Here is a 15,129-nt window from a genome sequence, read left to right on the forward strand (position 1 = left end):
GAAATGCCCTCTGTAAGTGATTTATTCCAGTTGTTTGAAATGACACCCGACCTTGTATGCATTGCGGGTAGAGATGGTTATTTCAGAAAAGTCAATAAGGCCGTTATTGAAAAATTGGGGTATACGGAAGAAGAACTTTTTTCGCGACTGATATCCAGTTTTGTTCATCCGGATGATCGGGCAGAAACGGCGAGAACAAGAGCTGAATTGATCGAAGGCAAGAAGCTCCTGAATTTTGAAAACAGGTATATTACCAAAAACGGCGGAGTTGTCTGGCTGGAATGGACTTCAATTTTTCATTCGGGAAAAGACCTGGTGTTTGCAATTGCCAAGGATATAACCAAACGGAAGAAAATAGAAAAAGATATTGAGGCAGAGTACCATAAGTTTAAAAGTCTGGCTGGCCATTTCAAAACAAGTATGGAAGCAGACCGAAAATTTCTGGCTGCGGAATTACATGAAGAGATGGCTCAATTGGCTTCCGTTATCAAAATGGATATTGATTGGGTAACCAGGCGGGAAGAAAACCTGTCGCCCGCCAGCAGAAACCGGATGGAACATGCAGCCGGTATTACAGAATTATTGATTGCAACCATTCGCAGAATCACCTTCAGTATAGGTTCCACCATGTTGGGACATGTAGGTCTCAAAGCCACGCTGGACTGGCAATGCAGGGAGTTTTCCCTCTTATGCGGTGTGCCCTGTACCTTTGTCAGCAGCATTGAAGATAGTGCCGGCGTAGGTGAGGTAGAGTTGGATTTTCTTCGCATAAGTCAGGAAGTATTGACATCTACCATGATGAATACGGAAGTGCGTCAGGTTGGACTCGCATTGGATCTCATAGGAGGTAAAGTCTATCTCACCATTCAGGTGGAATACAAAGTCATTATCAACCGGGAATTGTTTGCTGAAAGCCTTGATCGTATCCGCGACCGGGCAAGTTATATCAATGGGCTTACTGAAATAGAGATGGATCCGGCAGGTTCTACCATTATTCGGGTCATTGTTGATAAATAAGTTCCATTTTCCCTTAGTACCTTTATTGTATGGATAACAAAAAGGTCATCGTAATAACAGGGGCTGCAGGTTTTATTGGTAGCTGCCTGGTAGGGTTTTTAAATCTGAAGGGATATTCCAACCTGATTCTTGTAGACGATTTTTCCAGCAGTATCAAAGAGGCGAATCTTTCAAATAAACTGTTTATTGAGAAAGTTGAGCGCACAGTTTTTTTTGAATGGCTGCAGCAACATAAACCGAATATTGCTTTTGTATTTCATATTGGTGCAAGAACCGATACCACTGAATTTGATTATACGATACATCAGCGCCTGAATGTGGAATACAGCCAGAAATTATGGAATTATTGTGTGGTACATGCGATTCCTTTCGTATATGCATCTTCAGCCGCTACTTATGGCAATGGTGAATTGGGGTACGACGATACGCATGAGTTGCCTTTCGATTTGGAGCCGCTGAATCCATATGGTGTTTCAAAAAATGAATTTGATAAATGGGTATTACATGAAGCCATGCATCCGCCATTTTGGGCAGGATTGAAATTCTTCAATGTATATGGTCCGAATGAGTACCACAAAGGCCGGATGGCTTCGGTTATCTGGCATTCCTTTAATCAGATCCGGGAACATGGCGTGGTGAAATTATTCCGGTCGCACCGGCCTGATTATAAAGACGGGCAACAGCTGCGTGATTTTGTGTATGTAATGGATGTGCTCAAAGTCTGTTTCTGGCTAATGGAAAATCAGCCGGCATCGGGTTTGTATAATCTTGGAACCGGTACTGCAAGAAGTTTTGAAGACCTGGTGAAAGCGACATTTGCCGGCCTCGATAAAGAAGCTGTAATTGAATATATAGATATGCCGGAGGATATCCGGGAAAAGTATCAGTATTTTACAGAAGCCAATATGAATAAACTGCAGCAGGCAGGTTATAAGGAGTCATTTTATACACTGGAGCAGGGGGTTGGTGACTATGTTCGCAATTACCTTGTTGGAGGACATTATTACTAAAGCAAGCAAGACAATTATATGAGCAAAACCATAGCCATCATAGGCGGAGGTAATCTGGGTATTTCTATTGCAGAGGGATTAACTGCAGGCGGCTTTTTATCTCCTGCCCAGATAACCGTTACCCGAAGAACCACTACCTTATTACAGCCGCTTCAGCAAAAAGGCATGCTTATCACCAGTGATAATGTTGCTGCAGCTGCTTCTAGTGAAGTTGTATTATTAGCCGTTAAGCCTTTCCAGGTGAAAGAAGTTATCCGTGAAATTGCCCCTGCCTTAACAGCGGGAAAGCTGCTTATCTCAGTAGTAACGGGTGTTAGCATGCAGGAAATGAGGACAGAGATTGCTGCTGCACAGGCTCCTGCCATATTCAGGGCGATGCCAAACACCGCAGTTGCCATACGGGAAAGCATGACCTGTATCAGTCACTCCGGAGCCAGCCAGGAACAGGTGGACTGGGTTTTGGAATTGTTCAATCAGGTAGGTCGTGTAGTTGCTATTGATGAAAAGCTGATGGATGCTGCCACCGTTTTGGGGGCTTGTGGTACTGCTTATGCCATGCGTTATATCAGGGCTAATATTCAGGGAGGGATAGAAATAGGGTTTGATGCCAAAACTGCCAGTCTGATTGCTGCCCAAACAGTAAAAGGAGCGGCAGAATTGCTATTGCAAAAGGGCACCCATCCGGAGTACGAAATTGATAAGGTAACCACTCCTAAAGGCTGTACCATTGCAGGTTTAAATGAAATGGAACACCAGGGCTTTAGTTCCTCGCTTATTAAAGGGATATCAGCGAGTTATGTGAAAATTCAGGCCGACAAATAATAATTGATTCAGTTGTTCGTTTTTAAATCAGACGGCGTAAGGGATTTCACCTAGATATTAAAATTTTTTGTTACCTTCGCTGCTCCTAAACCTGTGAACAACTAAGAATCTAATTGTATGAAGCGAAATTTAAGTGTGTGGATCCTTTTTGTAGAGATTTTGGCAATTGTGGTGATACATGCAAACAAAGACCAGGCAGAAAAAATCAAGGAAATATTGATGAAGCGGAATCATTCTGCCTTTATAAAAGCAACTCCGATCCAACCGTCCGCTGTTTCTCAGCTGACTATCAAATAATAAGCAATAATCACCAAAAGGAAAAAATAGGCATCCGGGATTCCGGGTGCCTATTGTCTTTTTATCCTATCTTTGCATGACCTCCCGGATGAACATATTGCAAATTTCCGCAAGGTCACATCAGCCTGGTTCACAATAATTGATTTAGCTTGTTTTTTGTCGCAACTGGCCAACCGGCCAGAGGTGATTATTTTTTTAGAACCCGGCCAAACTGGAAAAAATTGAAACTTAATTGATATGGCCAAGTACATTTTTGTTACAGGCGGAGTAACTTCTTCCCTGGGTAAAGGAATTATTGCTGCATCACTCGGAAAATTGTTGCAGGCAAGAGGGTTAACTGTAACGATTCAGAAATTTGATCCCTATATTAATGTGGATCCGGGTACACTGAATCCATACGAACATGGAGAGTGTTATGTAACGGAAGATGGAGCAGAAACCGATCTCGATCTGGGGCACTATGAACGATTTCTGAGTATTTTCACCAGTCAGGCCAATAATGTTACCACCGGACGTATTTACCAGACCGTTATAAACAAGGAAAGAGATGGTGCCTATCTGGGAAAAACTGTTCAGGTGGTTCCTCATATTACCGATGAAATCAAACGTCGCATGTTATTATTGGGACAGGGCGGCTATGATATTGTTATTACGGAAATCGGCGGAACGGTTGGTGATATTGAAAGTCTGCCTTTTATTGAAGCAGTACGTCAATTGCAGTGGGAATTACCGGAAGAGGATTGTGTGGTGGTTCACCTTACGCTGATTCCCTATCTAAAAGCAGCAAAGGAACTGAAAACCAAACCAACCCAGCACAGTGTACGGATGTTGAGTCAGGAAGGTGTTCACCCGGATGTGATTGTTTGTCGCACTGAAGAACCTCTGGGTCCTGAAATCAAGCGGAAAATCGCGCTTTTCTGTAATGTGAAAAAAGAAGCAGTTATTGAAGCGGCAGATGCGCCCACGATTTATGAGGTTCCCCTGGCTATGATGCGGGAAAAGCTGGATTTGATCTGTTTGAAAAAGATGAATATTACCAAGTATTCTGAACCGGAATTATCCAAATGGAAGGAGTTTCTGGATAAATTAAAATACCCAAAAAGCAAGGTTACGATCGGGCTTATTGGTAAGTATATTGAATTGCAGGATGCCTATAAATCAATCCTGGAAGCATTTATCCATGCAGGAGCCATGAATGAGTGCAAGGTAAATATTGTGAATGTGCACAGTGAGTTTATCACAGAAGAAAATGTGGAAGAGAAACTCGGACATCTGGATGGTTTACTGGTAGCACCTGGTTTTGGTCACCGTGGAATTGAGGGTAAAATTGTGGCGGTTAAATATGCGCGGGAGCAGAAACTACCCTTCTTCGGCATTTGTCTGGGTATGCAGATGAGTGTAATTGAATTTGCCAGAAATGTACTGAACTGGCCGGAAGCACATTCAACAGAAATGGATCCCAATACCCCGCGTCCGGTTATTGATTTGATGGAAAATCAGAAATCCGTTACGGCGAAAGGCGGAACCATGCGGCTGGGATCTTATCCCTGCCAGATAGTGGAAGGCAGCCTGGCGCACCAGATTTATGGTACAACGCAAATTTCAGAACGCCATCGGCATCGTTGGGAATTTAATAACCAATACCTTCCTGATTTTGAAGCAGCCGGACTGGTTGCCAGTGGAAAAAACCCTGAAAGTGGTTTGGTGGAAATTGTGGAATTGCCCAATCATCCCTTCTTTCTCGGAGTTCAATACCATCCTGAACTAAAAAGCACCGTGGAAAATCCACAGCCGATTTTTGTTCATTTTGTGAAAGCTGCCAAAGAATATGCTGAAAAAAAGGACGGGGTAAGAAATCCCTTACTCCAAAGTGAAATGATATAAGGAGGAAGGGGGATGGGAGAGGGGAGAAAATGGAGAAGGGGAAAGGAAATGGTATGTCAATCAACTTAAAGCTTCCAAATAACAGTAAGCCACCCGATTTGGGTGGCTTTTTCTAATGGAGAAACTCCTGTGATTTTATCTTTTTTAATTCGGGAATTCCCTCCTCCTCTTTCCCCTCCTCCCTTCTCCTCTTCCCCCTTTTCCTCCTTTGTCTCCTCTTTCTCCCCTTTTCCTTTATCTTCGCAGCTCTTAAAAATACTACTGGATGCAAAGCATGGATCGGAACACGATAATTGGTTTTGTGCTGTTGGGGGTACTTTTGTTTGTTTATCTGTTTATTTCTTCTAAAAATAGCAGGGAATTAGAAGCTCAACGCCTCCGCCAGGAAGATTCTCTGGCAAAAATTGAATTGGTTAAACAGCAGGCGGCCCAGGCCCGGGCAAAGGATAGTATCGTTGCAACTGTGCAGGCGCTCGACTCCAATGCTACCGGATGGACAAGGTATTTGGCCGGTACTACCAGTTTTCATACCGTTGAAACCGATTTGCTCAAAATTCGGTTCAGTAATAAAGGCGGACAGCCTGTTCAGGTTGAATTAAAGAAATTTTCACGTGCCGACAGCAGTTTTGTTTCCATCATTGAAGATGGAAGTGATCAGTTCAGCTTTCCCGTGCTGACTGCACCCAATCAAAGCACTCCGTCTGCGGATCTGTATTTTCACTTGAAATCTGCACAACAGGATGCAAACGGCAACCAGGTGGTTGTTTACGAAGCAAATGGAAATGCCGGCGAATCTATACAGCAGGAATATATTATCAAGCCAGGAACCTATCTGATTGATTTTAATTTACGTTTGAATGGCACTACTTCCATGATTGCCCAACAGAATTTACAGTTGCAATGGAATGTTGCCGCTCAGCAACAGGAGATCGATGCCAAATATGAAAGAGAGCAATCACAACTGATATTGGTGGAAAATGGTGAATACGATTATTTCAATCTCTTTTCCAATGATCAGGAGAGTTTTGAAAATACCGTTCATTGGGCTAGTATCAAACAGCGCTTTTTCAATGCCACCATCATAAATAAGGATAAGTTTGATAAAGCAAAATTTGAATGGACAACACCTGCAGAAGATAGTTCCCGTTTGATTGTTGCAACAAAAGCAAGCTTCGAAAAAAAATTGCCCGCAGGAACGCAGGCGACCCTTCCCTTACAGTTTTATTTTGGTCCGAATGACTACAAAATTCTGCGAAATATCGGCGTGGAGAAAATGGATAAGATCGTAAACCTCGGACAAGGACCTTATGCATTTGTACGTCCAATCAACCAGTACATTGTTATGCCGGTATTTGATTTTATAAAAAAATACTTCGCCTCATTTGGATTGGTAATTGCCTTGTTGACTATTTTCATCCGCCTTATAACTTCACCATTGGTTTATTCAAGTTATCTGAGTGGTGCAAAAATGAAAGCCCTGCGTCCTGAAATTGATGCCCTCAAAGCTAAGTTTGGAGATGATCAGCAGGCATTTGGTATGGAACAGATGAAGTTGTTCCGCGAAGCGGGTGTTAATCCATTGGGAGGTTGCATTCCAGCCCTGTTACAGATTCCTATTTTCTTTGCATTGTATAGTTTCTTTAACTCATTCGTAGATCTGCGTGGCGAATCATTTCTGTGGGCAGCTGATCTTTCTACCTATGATATCATTACAAAACTTCCTTTTCATATTCCCTGGTTTGGTGATCATATCAGCTTATTTACCCTAACAGCAGTAATAACCAGCTTCCTGATCTCCATCTATAATATGAATATGACACCGGATCAGAATAATCCGATGTTAAAATACATGCCTTATTTCTTTCCAATTTTGCTTTTATTCTTCTTCAACCGACTGCCTTCGGCATTGACCTGGTACTATACCGTATCGAATCTGATTACACTGGCCTTACAATGGGTAATTCAGAATTATATCATCGATCACGATAAAATAGTGGCGCAATTAGCCGCTAATAGAGCCAAGCCAAAGACCAAATCGAAATGGCAGGAAAAGATGGAACAGATGCAGGAAACGCAGAAGCGCGTACAGGATATGCAGAAAAAAGGTAAGTAGCCAACTAAAAATGGTTATTTTCCGTCTGATTTACAGCAAGATCAACATGAAAATAGCATTTCTTACCCTCCTGAGTTGGGTATGCTTTACCGGCATACAGGCTCAAAAAAGAGTATCTGACCTTACCATCGTATACGATGCGGTAATTACTACCGGTACTGCAGAGCCTAAACTGGCAGATGCATTTGACGGAGCCACCACTACCGTTTACCTGAAGGGTGGATTGAGCCGTTCAGAAATGCAAAGTGCGTTGGCAAGTTTCACAACCATTCACGATGCCAGGACAGGCGCCGCAGTAGTTTTGCAGGAAGTAGGCGGACAAAAAGTATTGATCCGTATGACAGCAGATGACTGGAAGGATAAAAACCGTCGCTATGAAGGAATCAGCTTTACCACAACGGATGAAACCAAACAGTTAGCCGGCTATTCCTGTAAAAAAGCAGTAGCATCATTGAAAGATGGCTCCACCTTTACCGTTTTCTATACCGAAGAATTACAGCCGGAGAACAACCATTATAATTCCCAGTTTACCAATCTTCGCGGATTACCCCTCGAATATGAATTGCAACAGGGAAAACTAACTATCAAATACATCGTATCTCAGGTATCGCTGAATCCCGTTCCGGTTTCAAAATTTGATATCCCCAAGTCCGGTTTCCGCGAAATGAGCTATGAGGAAAGTAAGAAAGGAAGAAGAGGGAATTAAGGAGAAGGGAGAGGGGAAAGCCGCCTAAGAGCCGTCTAAGAGCCGCCTAAGAGCCGGAAACGATGGAGGAACAATTGGGAATCAATAAGGAAACGACGGAGAAACAATATAGAAACGATAGAGAATCGATAATCAAACGATAGAGAAACAGTATAGAAACGATAGAAAATAACTGGAAAATAGAAAAATCGGAGGACTTCCAGGGTTCGTAAGCGCAAAATAAACAGGTATAGCGCTTCCTAAGGACGACGTTTAAGCCGTTTAAGTTTGCATCCATGTATTACCCGCCTAACACCTTAACTATACGGTCTGTAATTTATGTTGGGGCTCCCGGAACCCACCTTTGGAGAGGTAGGAAGAACTGTTAGTTGCGCGCCAGCTTCCTTTTCTGTATAAAGGCCTTAACCTTGTATAAGAGGCAATTAACCAACCTGCTTTTTAAAACAAATTAGCAGTTTAGTGATGATTTTTGCTAAAAAATCTAAGAAACATTGCTACAGCTTGAACATAAGATACTACCGAATATTTATACAATTTCTTTTTCTATAGGTAACAGTAAAGATGCCACCAGGCAACCAATGTTGATTTTAGGGTATAAGAAAATTGAAAAAAAAGAAAAATTGTACTCCAGATTACAGGCAGAACAAATGTAAGCAGGATGTTTGTTTTTGAATTAAGGCCTCTTGGAATTTGGCTATAAATGAAAATGCTCCACTTTTCTGGAGCCCACTTTTAACTTTCTACTTTTAACTTTTGACTTTACTTGTGCATCCGCACCTTCAAATTCAGCATCTGGGTGCTATTCCCATTGCAGGCAGTCGTTTTACCAATGGTAATACGGCTGTTGTAAGGCATAATATAAGTTGTATTGCCTTTTTGGTAGGTAACCAGCGTGTTGATGGACAACTGATTTTGGTTAACTTTGGAAGTGGTAAAACCCAGACTGCCTTTGTAGGATGGTCCGGCTTTTAAGGTAAAACCGGCAGTAGTTTTGATTGGAACAAAATGTTCGGTTGGTTTACTGGCCGTTTTTTTTGCTTTTTTCTCGCCTCCCATACTCGCCACAGCCAAACCGGTAATGCTCAGTAAAAGAGCAGCAGCCAGCAGTTTTCTACTGTGTTTAGTGATTCGTGTATGGAGGTTTAACAACATATTAGTACAAAAATAAACAAAAAGTTTGGACAATTCCTAACCGTTTGTCATAAACTTTAATATCTATTTAACGCTTGTTAATAAAAAATGTTACAGAAACTTGGAACTTTTTTTTCTTTAAGGTAAATTAGGAGAACCCATCATTCATGAAAGAATACCCCTTTCGACAGGATAAAGAGGACATGGAGGAATTATTGAGATTGTATAACGACAGGAAATCCGGCCGTTCCAGCAGCTTTCTCGATGAGGAATCCTTTGAGAAAATCATTAATTATTTTGATGAGAAGGAAGATTTGGCCCAGGCTCAGGAGGCCTGTGACATGGGCGTGGAGCAATTCCCCTATTCATCTGCCCTTCTTTTCCGAAAAGCCGACATACTTATTGCCACCCGGAAATACCGGGATGCCCTGGATGTGCTGGATTTGGCTGAATTGCTGGACAGTAGGGATATTGACCTGTATATTCTGAGGACGGATGCTTATCTGGCACTGGATGAGCAGGAAAAGGCCATCCGGTTACTGGAAGAAGCACTTCATGAATTTGAAGGGGAAGAAAAGATTGAACTTTTGTTTGAGTTGGCGGATGTTTATGATGATTATGAAGAATTTGAAAAAATATTTGACTGTCTCAAGTTAATTCTGGAACAGGAGCCAACAAACGAAGAAGCCTTGTATAAAATCTGTTTCTGGACAGATTTTACCGGCAGAAATGAAGAAAGTATCCGGTTGCATCAGCAGATTCTGGATGATTACCCCTACAATGAGCTGGCATGGTTCAACCTGGCAGCCGCCTATCAGGGATTGAAGCTGTACGAAAAAGCGATTGATGCCTATAAGTATGCCATCACCATAGATGAAAAATTTGATTATGCCTACCGGAATATGGGGGATGCATATATACGACTACGTAAATTTAAAGATGCCATTGAAGTGCTGGAAAAGGTGTTGGAACTTTCGAGGCCGGAAGATGTAATTTTTGAAGCGATCGGCCATTGTTACGACAAACTTAAAAACTACGGTCAGGCAAGAATTTACTATCGGAAAGCGGTTCATCTGAATCCGGACGACAGTAAATTGTATTATAAGATTGCCTGTACCTATATCAATGAAGAACAATGGACTCAGGCGGTAAAACAACTGGAAACTGCCATGCAGATCCATAAAGCGGTTCCGGAATTCAATCTGGCTATGGGAGAATGTAAGGTTCAGTTGGGGGAAACACGGGATGCTATCTTTTATTTTTCCAATGTTGTCAGAGCCCGGCCCAAAAGCGTGCAGGGCTGGGAGGCGCTTATCCGTTGTCTTTATCTGAATAAGTTTTATGAAGAAGCAATGGAACAGGTGATGGCTGCCTTGCAGCATACCGATGGAAAGCCTTTGTTCATATATTATAAAAGTGCCATCCTTTTTGCCCTTGGTAAATCCAAGGAAGCCCTGTTATACCTTGAAAGAGGGTTGCAGAAGGCGCCCAAACAATTAAAAGAATTTGTGGCATTGCATCCCACCATCCTTCAAAATCAACTGGTGGTTGACATGCTGGCACGTCATCGAAAATCAGGAAAAGCATAATGTGGCGGCTGTTTCCTATTTTTGCGCGGTTTCTCTACAAAAAATAGTGTAAATGAATTTTAACTTATCGCAGATTCCGGAACGGGTGGCTAAACCCCGTAAGAGCGGAATTACCATGGTTATGGATAAGGGTCTGAGTATTGAAGAAGCAAAAAATTTCCTCAGTGTAGCCCACCCTCACGTAGATATTGTAAAGTTGGGATTCGGAACATCCTTTGTTACCCCCAATTTGCGAGAAAAAATTGAAGTCTATAAATCTTACGACCTGCCGGTGTACTTCGGTGGAACCCTCTTTGAAGCCTTCCTCATCCGCAATCAGTTTGAAGATTTTATAGCTGTTTGTAAAGATTATGGAATCGATTATATGGAAGTGAGTGATGGTTCCATTACCATTCCACATGCTGAAAAATGCGGCTATATCGAGAAACTGACCAAACACGGAACGGTTTTGAGTGAAGTCGGCAGCAAGGATGCCGCGCATATTATTCCCCCCTATAAGTGGATTGAGCTGATGCGGGCAGAACTGGAAGCAGGTTCAACTTATGTAATTGCAGAAGCAAGAGAAGCCGGAAATGTTGGGATCTACCGCGGAAGTGGTGAAGTAAGAGAAGGTCTGGTACAGGAAATTCTTACCCAGATTCCGGAAGAAAAAATCATTTGGGAAGCTCCTCAAAAAGCACAGCAATTATATTTTATAGAACTGATTGGCTGTAATGTAAACCTGGGAAATATTGCACCATCAGAAATGATTTCTCTGGAAGCAATGCGGGTTGGATTACGGGGCGATACCTTCCATCTTTTCCTGAATAAAGAAATGGCCTGATGCGCTTATTCGGATTAATAGGGTATCCACTCAGTCATTCTTTTTCAAAAGCTTATTTCAATCAGAAATTTGAAAATGAAGGAGTGGATGCTTTTTATGAAAACTATCCGATTGCATCCATTGATGAATTCCCAAAATTGCTGGCGGAACAACCGGCACTTGAAGGCATCAATATTACCATTCCGTATAAGGAAGTTGTGATACCCTTCTTACATACTTCTTCTGATGTGGTAAAAAAAACGGGTGCCTGTAATTGTATCCGCATCCGGAATGGTCAGTTGGAAGGATTTAACACGGATGTGATCGGTTTCGAACAATCCTTACTGAAATCACTGAAGGTGGATCATAAAAAAGCTCTTGTACTGGGAACCGGCGGTGCATCCAAAGCAGTACAATATGTGTTGGATAAACTTGGTATTGGCTTTACTGTTATAAGTCGCAAAGCGGATCCGGCAACCGGCACACTGAGTTATGAGGAACTCAGTTTTTCCAATCAGCAAAACGCCACCCTCTGGATTAATACCACCCCATTGGGAATGTATCCGAATACAGATGCTTGTCCGCCTATGGAGTATTCATCCATTACCAATCAGCATTATTTGTATGATCTGGTGTATAATCCGGCTGAAACGATGTTTCTGAAAATGGGGAAAGACAGAGGAGCAATCATTGAGAATGGCCAGGATATGCTTCAGATACAGGCAGAAGAAGGCTGGAAAATATGGAATGCAGCTTAGTGTAGCGGAGTACTTAATTTTTCCTTTGCAGGAGCAGGTAAAACAGCAATTTTTTTTGCAGAATAATCATAGCAAACCATGGCTGTTTTAGCCAATGCAACAGGTGTTTTTTTGTCTGCCATTTGTTTTTCTAATTGGTAATAGAGTTCAAAGCCCACCCGGCTGAATTCAGTGACTGCCACACTTGCAAGAATGATATCGCCATAGAATAATTCCTGTTTGAATTCAATGGCCACATCGCTCATTATAAGACCAACACCTTCCAGATTCATTTCTGTATAGCCTGATTTCTTCAGAAACTGTATTCTGATTTCATGAATAATACTAAGGATGGTATCATTTCCCACATGACCTCCGTAGTTCAAATCTGTAATCCGAACCGGAAGTGAGGTTTCAAAATTGATAAGGGGAGGCATTGTGAGTTTAATTCTTGCCATACAGATGCTGCTTATTGTTCTTCCAGTAATTCTTTTAATTGAAGCAGATCGAACAGGTTTCCCGGGTCGGGTACATATTGCGCACGAAGCAACTGTTGTTCAATTCTGTTAAAGGGATGGTTGCCACTGTTATATTTCTCCGTATTATTAGTAAGTTGATAGTAAACAGGAGCATATTTAGCGGATAGCCTAACCGGGTTTCCATTTTCTGCCGGAATTCGGATATAGCGGAGATCTCTTTGTTGAACCGGCAGGCTTTGCATAGCAGAAAAATTCAGCTGGCGGCTTAGTTCCTGCTGCCAGTTATTGCTGCGGCGGTAGGTATAATCCGTTGTTTTTTTTACCGGAGAGTGGCCCGGATCCTTTCTGTTTTTATTTTTATTGCCGGTAAGGTATGCACCATTGATTTCCTGCGTTTCCTGAGGCACTTCGGTATTGCCGGAAGAAGTTTGACCAGGTGATTGATTCCCGGGGGCAGGTACAGCAGGAAGAAGGGGTTCTGTTTGGATGGGGATTGCAGCAGTTGTTAATTCACCGGCTCCGTTAAAAGGATTGCTGCTTACAAACCAGGCAATAAGTCCAATTATAGCAGCTGCAGCACCATAGCGCAAAAGATAGGGATAAAGAGGACGCACTGGCACATCTCCACGTTGAAAGGGCTGTGAAGCCTGTTCTGTGGGAAGCTCTTTCGAAATAGCAGACCAGGCAGCAGCAGGTGGTTCAATTTCAACTGAATCCATTCGTTTCGCCATTCTTTTTTCAGCATTCCACTCCTTCATTTCCCGGGAAATAAATTCCCAGGCGCCCGGAGGTGGACTGGCTTCCCATTGGTTTAATCGATTGCTCAGTGGATCGCTCATTTGTTGGCTTGTTTGCGTTTTTCACCTAAAAATCCGGCAACTTTTTTCTGCAATATGGCTTTTGCCCTCGCCAATTGCGATTTACTTGTTCCTTCGCTTATGGACAGGAGTTCACCGATCTCTTTATGGGAATATCCTTCAATAACATAGAGATTGAAGACTGCCCGGTAACCAGGTGATAAATCCTGCACCAACTGAATAATATCCCGCTCGGCCAATTGGTCCAAAACAGAAACGGACGCATCTTCAATGCCCCGTTCTTCCTGGTCCGAGATACTGTTCATATGAACTTTCTTACGATACTGTTCAATGGAGGTATTTACAAACACCCTTCTCATCCAACCTTCAAATGATCCCTCATGCCTGAATTTTTCGAGGTTTCGGAAAACCTTGATAAATCCTTCCTGTAACAAGTCCTGCGCATCATCATTATTCCCTGCATAACGCAAGCAGACCGCATACATTTTGGAGGCATACTTTTGGTAAAGTGCCTCCTGCATTTTAGGATCACCTGCAATACTACCTCTGATTAAGTCGCTATCGTTCATAGTTTGGTTGCCTCTTCTAATAAAAAATCCACCAATTGGTCGGTGGCTTTTCGCCGGTGACTGAATACCTGTTTCTCTTCCAGCGACATTTCGGCGAAGCATTGTGTTGCTCCATCCGGGATAAATACCGGGTCGTAACCGAATCCGCTGATTCCACTGGGTGTTTCACTTATCCGCCCCTCGCAGATTCCTTCAAACTGGTATTCCTTTCCGTTTAAAATTAAGGAAATGACCGTTCTGAAGCGGGCGCTGCGGTCCTTTTCGTTTTGAAGAGCCGCTAATAATTTCTGAATATTTTGTTCTGGTACTGCGTTTTCACCGGCATAACGGGCCGATTTGACACCCGGAGCTCCATTTAATGCGCGCACTTCCAGACCGGTATCTTCACTGAAGCAATTGGTTTTAACCAGGTTATAGATAACGATGGATTTCTCCCTGGCGTTTTCCTCAAGGCTTGGATGGGGTTCCGGAATATCCTGCTCAATGCCAGCTTCTCTTAATGTCCTCAATTTTATGGCAGCAGGCAAAAGCGGGCGTATTTCGTCTATTTTATGTCGGTTATTGGTAGCAAAAATCAATTCCATAGTAGGTTTCTGTTTCATTATTAAATTCCCAGCATGGTTTTCAGTCCTTCCCATAATTGTCGCTTCAACGGTTTAACGGCCTCAGTTGACTGATTGAGTTGATCCAGGCCAGGAGCCGTCATATAATGAATCCTATTAAAAAGAGTAGGAGTCAGCTGTTGAAGATCGAGCGGGCATCCTGCCGGAACGATGGTAGTAAAGTTCAATAAAACTGCTGGAGCCAGTTCATCGGAGAGTTGGTTCAGGTCGGGGTTTTGTTTTGCCAGGTTAACAATCGCAATATCAGCGGCATTTAACTGGCAGGCTTTCAGGACAGAGCTCAGGAATTCAAAAGCAGAATCTGAAATATGCACAGCATCAGGGTACTGCACCAACACAACAAAACGACGGCTGTTTTTGCCCAAAAATTGAATAGGGGCGGGGGTGGAAACCGGGGATACGGCGGTTTCCTCTCCGGTTAGCACAAGGCTGGATGAATATAAATTGGCAACCTGTGCTCCGGTTAGCTGTATCGTGTTCAATGACATGAAAACTTGTTGGAATTTAGTGCTAACAATTGTTAGTAATTTAG

Annotated in this window: 17 protein-coding genes; 10 read left to right on the forward strand and 7 right to left on the reverse strand. The window is 42.6% G+C overall.

Going from position 1 to position 15,129, the window contains the following annotated elements:
• The first annotated feature begins 3 nt into the window (after positions 1-3).
• The 5 genes from B2746_RS09880 (at position 4) to B2746_RS09900 (ending at position 5,030) form a co-directional block, all read left to right on the forward strand.
• Positions 4-1,017, forward strand: a complete 1,014-nt coding sequence (locus B2746_RS09880) for a PAS domain S-box protein (protein WP_290792863.1) — start codon at positions 4-6, stop codon at positions 1,015-1,017.
• Positions 1,018-1,046: 29 nt separating this feature from the next.
• Positions 1,047-2,027: an ADP-glyceromanno-heptose 6-epimerase gene (gene rfaD / locus B2746_RS09885; RefSeq protein WP_290792865.1), complete on the forward strand. Its 981-nt coding sequence runs from the start codon at positions 1,047-1,049 to the stop codon at positions 2,025-2,027.
• Between the two features lie 18 nt (positions 2,028-2,045).
• A complete protein-coding gene (gene proC / locus B2746_RS09890; protein WP_290792867.1) occupies positions 2,046-2,849 on the forward strand; it encodes a pyrroline-5-carboxylate reductase in 804 nt (267 codons plus the stop codon).
• Between the two features lie 117 nt (positions 2,850-2,966).
• Entirely contained in the window at positions 2,967-3,146 is a 180-nt protein-coding gene (locus B2746_RS09895) for a hypothetical protein (RefSeq protein ID WP_290792869.1), read from the forward strand.
• Positions 3,147-3,383: 237 nt separating this feature from the next.
• Positions 3,384-5,030, forward strand: coding sequence for a CTP synthase (locus tag B2746_RS09900; protein ID WP_290792872.1), 1,647 nt, complete (start codon positions 3,384-3,386; stop codon positions 5,028-5,030).
• Between the two features lie 112 nt (positions 5,031-5,142).
• Here B2746_RS09900 and B2746_RS09905 read toward each other — a convergent pair whose 3' ends face one another.
• Positions 5,143-5,301 (reverse strand): hypothetical protein, encoded by a 159-nt coding sequence (locus B2746_RS09905; RefSeq protein ID WP_290792875.1) that lies wholly within the window; start codon positions 5,299-5,301, stop codon positions 5,143-5,145.
• Here B2746_RS09905 and yidC point away from each other — a divergent pair.
• Positions 5,296-7,143 (forward strand): membrane protein insertase YidC, encoded by a 1,848-nt coding sequence (gene yidC, locus B2746_RS09910; RefSeq protein WP_290792878.1) that lies wholly within the window; start codon positions 5,296-5,298, stop codon positions 7,141-7,143. The two genes, B2746_RS09905 and yidC, sit on opposite strands and share 6 nt — an antisense overlap.
• 46 nt (positions 7,144-7,189) lie before the next feature.
• Positions 7,190-7,849, forward strand: a complete 660-nt coding sequence (locus B2746_RS09915) for a hypothetical protein (protein WP_290792881.1) — start codon at positions 7,190-7,192, stop codon at positions 7,847-7,849.
• Between the two features lie 759 nt (positions 7,850-8,608).
• On the opposite strand, the gene B2746_RS09920 is transcribed toward B2746_RS09915, so the two are convergent.
• Complete coding sequence (locus B2746_RS09920) at positions 8,609-9,001, reverse strand: hypothetical protein (protein WP_290792883.1); 393 nt, start codon at positions 8,999-9,001, stop codon at positions 8,609-8,611.
• 146 nt (positions 9,002-9,147) lie between these two features.
• Between B2746_RS09920 and B2746_RS09925 the strand changes: the two genes are divergently transcribed.
• The 3 genes from B2746_RS09925 to B2746_RS09935 are packed head-to-tail and all read left to right on the forward strand — an operon-like array spanning position 9,148 to position 12,129.
• Positions 9,148-10,569 (forward strand): tetratricopeptide repeat protein, encoded by a 1,422-nt coding sequence (locus B2746_RS09925; protein WP_290792886.1) that lies wholly within the window; start codon positions 9,148-9,150, stop codon positions 10,567-10,569.
• Between the two features lie 52 nt (positions 10,570-10,621).
• Positions 10,622-11,392, forward strand: a complete 771-nt coding sequence (locus B2746_RS09930; protein ID WP_290792889.1) for a phosphosulfolactate synthase — start codon at positions 10,622-10,624, stop codon at positions 11,390-11,392.
• Complete coding sequence (locus tag B2746_RS09935; protein ID WP_290792892.1) at positions 11,392-12,129, forward strand: shikimate dehydrogenase family protein; 738 nt, start codon at positions 11,392-11,394, stop codon at positions 12,127-12,129. The genes B2746_RS09930 and B2746_RS09935 overlap by 1 nt, the downstream gene beginning before the upstream one ends.
• Here the strand turns inward: B2746_RS09935 and B2746_RS09940 are convergent.
• The 5 genes from B2746_RS09940 to B2746_RS09960 are packed head-to-tail and all read right to left on the reverse strand — an operon-like array spanning position 12,126 to position 15,085.
• Positions 12,126-12,566, reverse strand: coding sequence for an acyl-CoA thioesterase (locus B2746_RS09940; protein WP_290792895.1), 441 nt, complete (start codon positions 12,564-12,566; stop codon positions 12,126-12,128). The genes B2746_RS09935 and B2746_RS09940 overlap by 4 nt on opposite strands.
• An 11-nt stretch (positions 12,567-12,577) precedes the next feature.
• Positions 12,578-13,426 carry a hypothetical protein gene (locus B2746_RS09945; protein ID WP_290792897.1) on the reverse strand — a complete coding sequence of 283 codons (849 nt, stop codon included), beginning with the start codon at positions 13,424-13,426 and terminating at the stop codon, positions 12,578-12,580.
• Positions 13,423-13,974, reverse strand: coding sequence for an RNA polymerase sigma factor (locus B2746_RS09950; RefSeq protein ID WP_290792900.1), 552 nt, complete (start codon positions 13,972-13,974; stop codon positions 13,423-13,425). The genes B2746_RS09945 and B2746_RS09950 overlap by 4 nt, the downstream gene beginning before the upstream one ends.
• Complete coding sequence (gene rdgB, locus B2746_RS09955; protein WP_290792903.1) at positions 13,971-14,576, reverse strand: RdgB/HAM1 family non-canonical purine NTP pyrophosphatase; 606 nt, start codon at positions 14,574-14,576, stop codon at positions 13,971-13,973. Before rdgB ends, B2746_RS09950 begins: the two co-directional genes overlap by 4 nt.
• A gap of 2 nt (positions 14,577-14,578) precedes the next feature.
• The gene (locus B2746_RS09960) at positions 14,579-15,085 is read right to left on the reverse strand and encodes a hypothetical protein (RefSeq protein ID WP_290792906.1); all 507 of its coding nucleotides are present in this window, start codon (positions 15,083-15,085) and stop codon (positions 14,579-14,581) included.
• Positions 15,086-15,129 lie beyond the last annotated feature (44 nt).

It is taken from the genome of Flavihumibacter sp. UBA7668 (assembly GCF_002483205.1).
Classification (GTDB): domain Bacteria; phylum Bacteroidota; class Bacteroidia; order Chitinophagales; family Chitinophagaceae; genus Flavihumibacter.

Coding starts and splice junctions, on each gene's coding strand:
- B2746_RS09880 (WP_290792863.1), top strand. CDS start 4: ATGCCCTCTGTAAGTGATTTATTCCAGTTGTTTGAAATGACACCCGAC.
- rfaD (WP_290792865.1), top strand. CDS start 1,047: ATGGATAACAAAAAGGTCATCGTAATAACAGGGGCTGCAGGTTTTATT.
- proC (WP_290792867.1), top strand. CDS start 2,046: ATGAGCAAAACCATAGCCATCATAGGCGGAGGTAATCTGGGTATTTCT.
- B2746_RS09895 (WP_290792869.1), top strand. CDS start 2,967: ATGAAGCGAAATTTAAGTGTGTGGATCCTTTTTGTAGAGATTTTGGCA.
- B2746_RS09900 (WP_290792872.1), top strand. CDS start 3,384: ATGGCCAAGTACATTTTTGTTACAGGCGGAGTAACTTCTTCCCTGGGT.
- yidC (WP_290792878.1), top strand. CDS start 5,296: ATGCAAAGCATGGATCGGAACACGATAATTGGTTTTGTGCTGTTGGGG.
- B2746_RS09915 (WP_290792881.1), top strand. CDS start 7,190: ATGAAAATAGCATTTCTTACCCTCCTGAGTTGGGTATGCTTTACCGGC.
- B2746_RS09920 (WP_290792883.1), bottom strand. CDS start 9,001: ATGTTGTTAAACCTCCATACACGAATCACTAAACACAGTAGAAAACTG.
- B2746_RS09925 (WP_290792886.1), top strand. CDS start 9,148: ATGAAAGAATACCCCTTTCGACAGGATAAAGAGGACATGGAGGAATTA.
- B2746_RS09930 (WP_290792889.1), top strand. CDS start 10,622: ATGAATTTTAACTTATCGCAGATTCCGGAACGGGTGGCTAAACCCCGT.
- B2746_RS09935 (WP_290792892.1), top strand. CDS start 11,392: ATGCGCTTATTCGGATTAATAGGGTATCCACTCAGTCATTCTTTTTCA.
- B2746_RS09940 (WP_290792895.1), bottom strand. CDS start 12,566: ATGGCAAGAATTAAACTCACAATGCCTCCCCTTATCAATTTTGAAACC.
- B2746_RS09945 (WP_290792897.1), bottom strand. CDS start 13,426: ATGAGCGATCCACTGAGCAATCGATTAAACCAATGGGAAGCCAGTCCA.
- B2746_RS09950 (WP_290792900.1), bottom strand. CDS start 13,974: ATGAACGATAGCGACTTAATCAGAGGTAGTATTGCAGGTGATCCTAAA.
- rdgB (WP_290792903.1), bottom strand. CDS start 14,576: ATGAAACAGAAACCTACTATGGAATTGATTTTTGCTACCAATAACCGA.
- B2746_RS09960 (WP_290792906.1), bottom strand. CDS start 15,085: ATGTCATTGAACACGATACAGCTAACCGGAGCACAGGTTGCCAATTTA.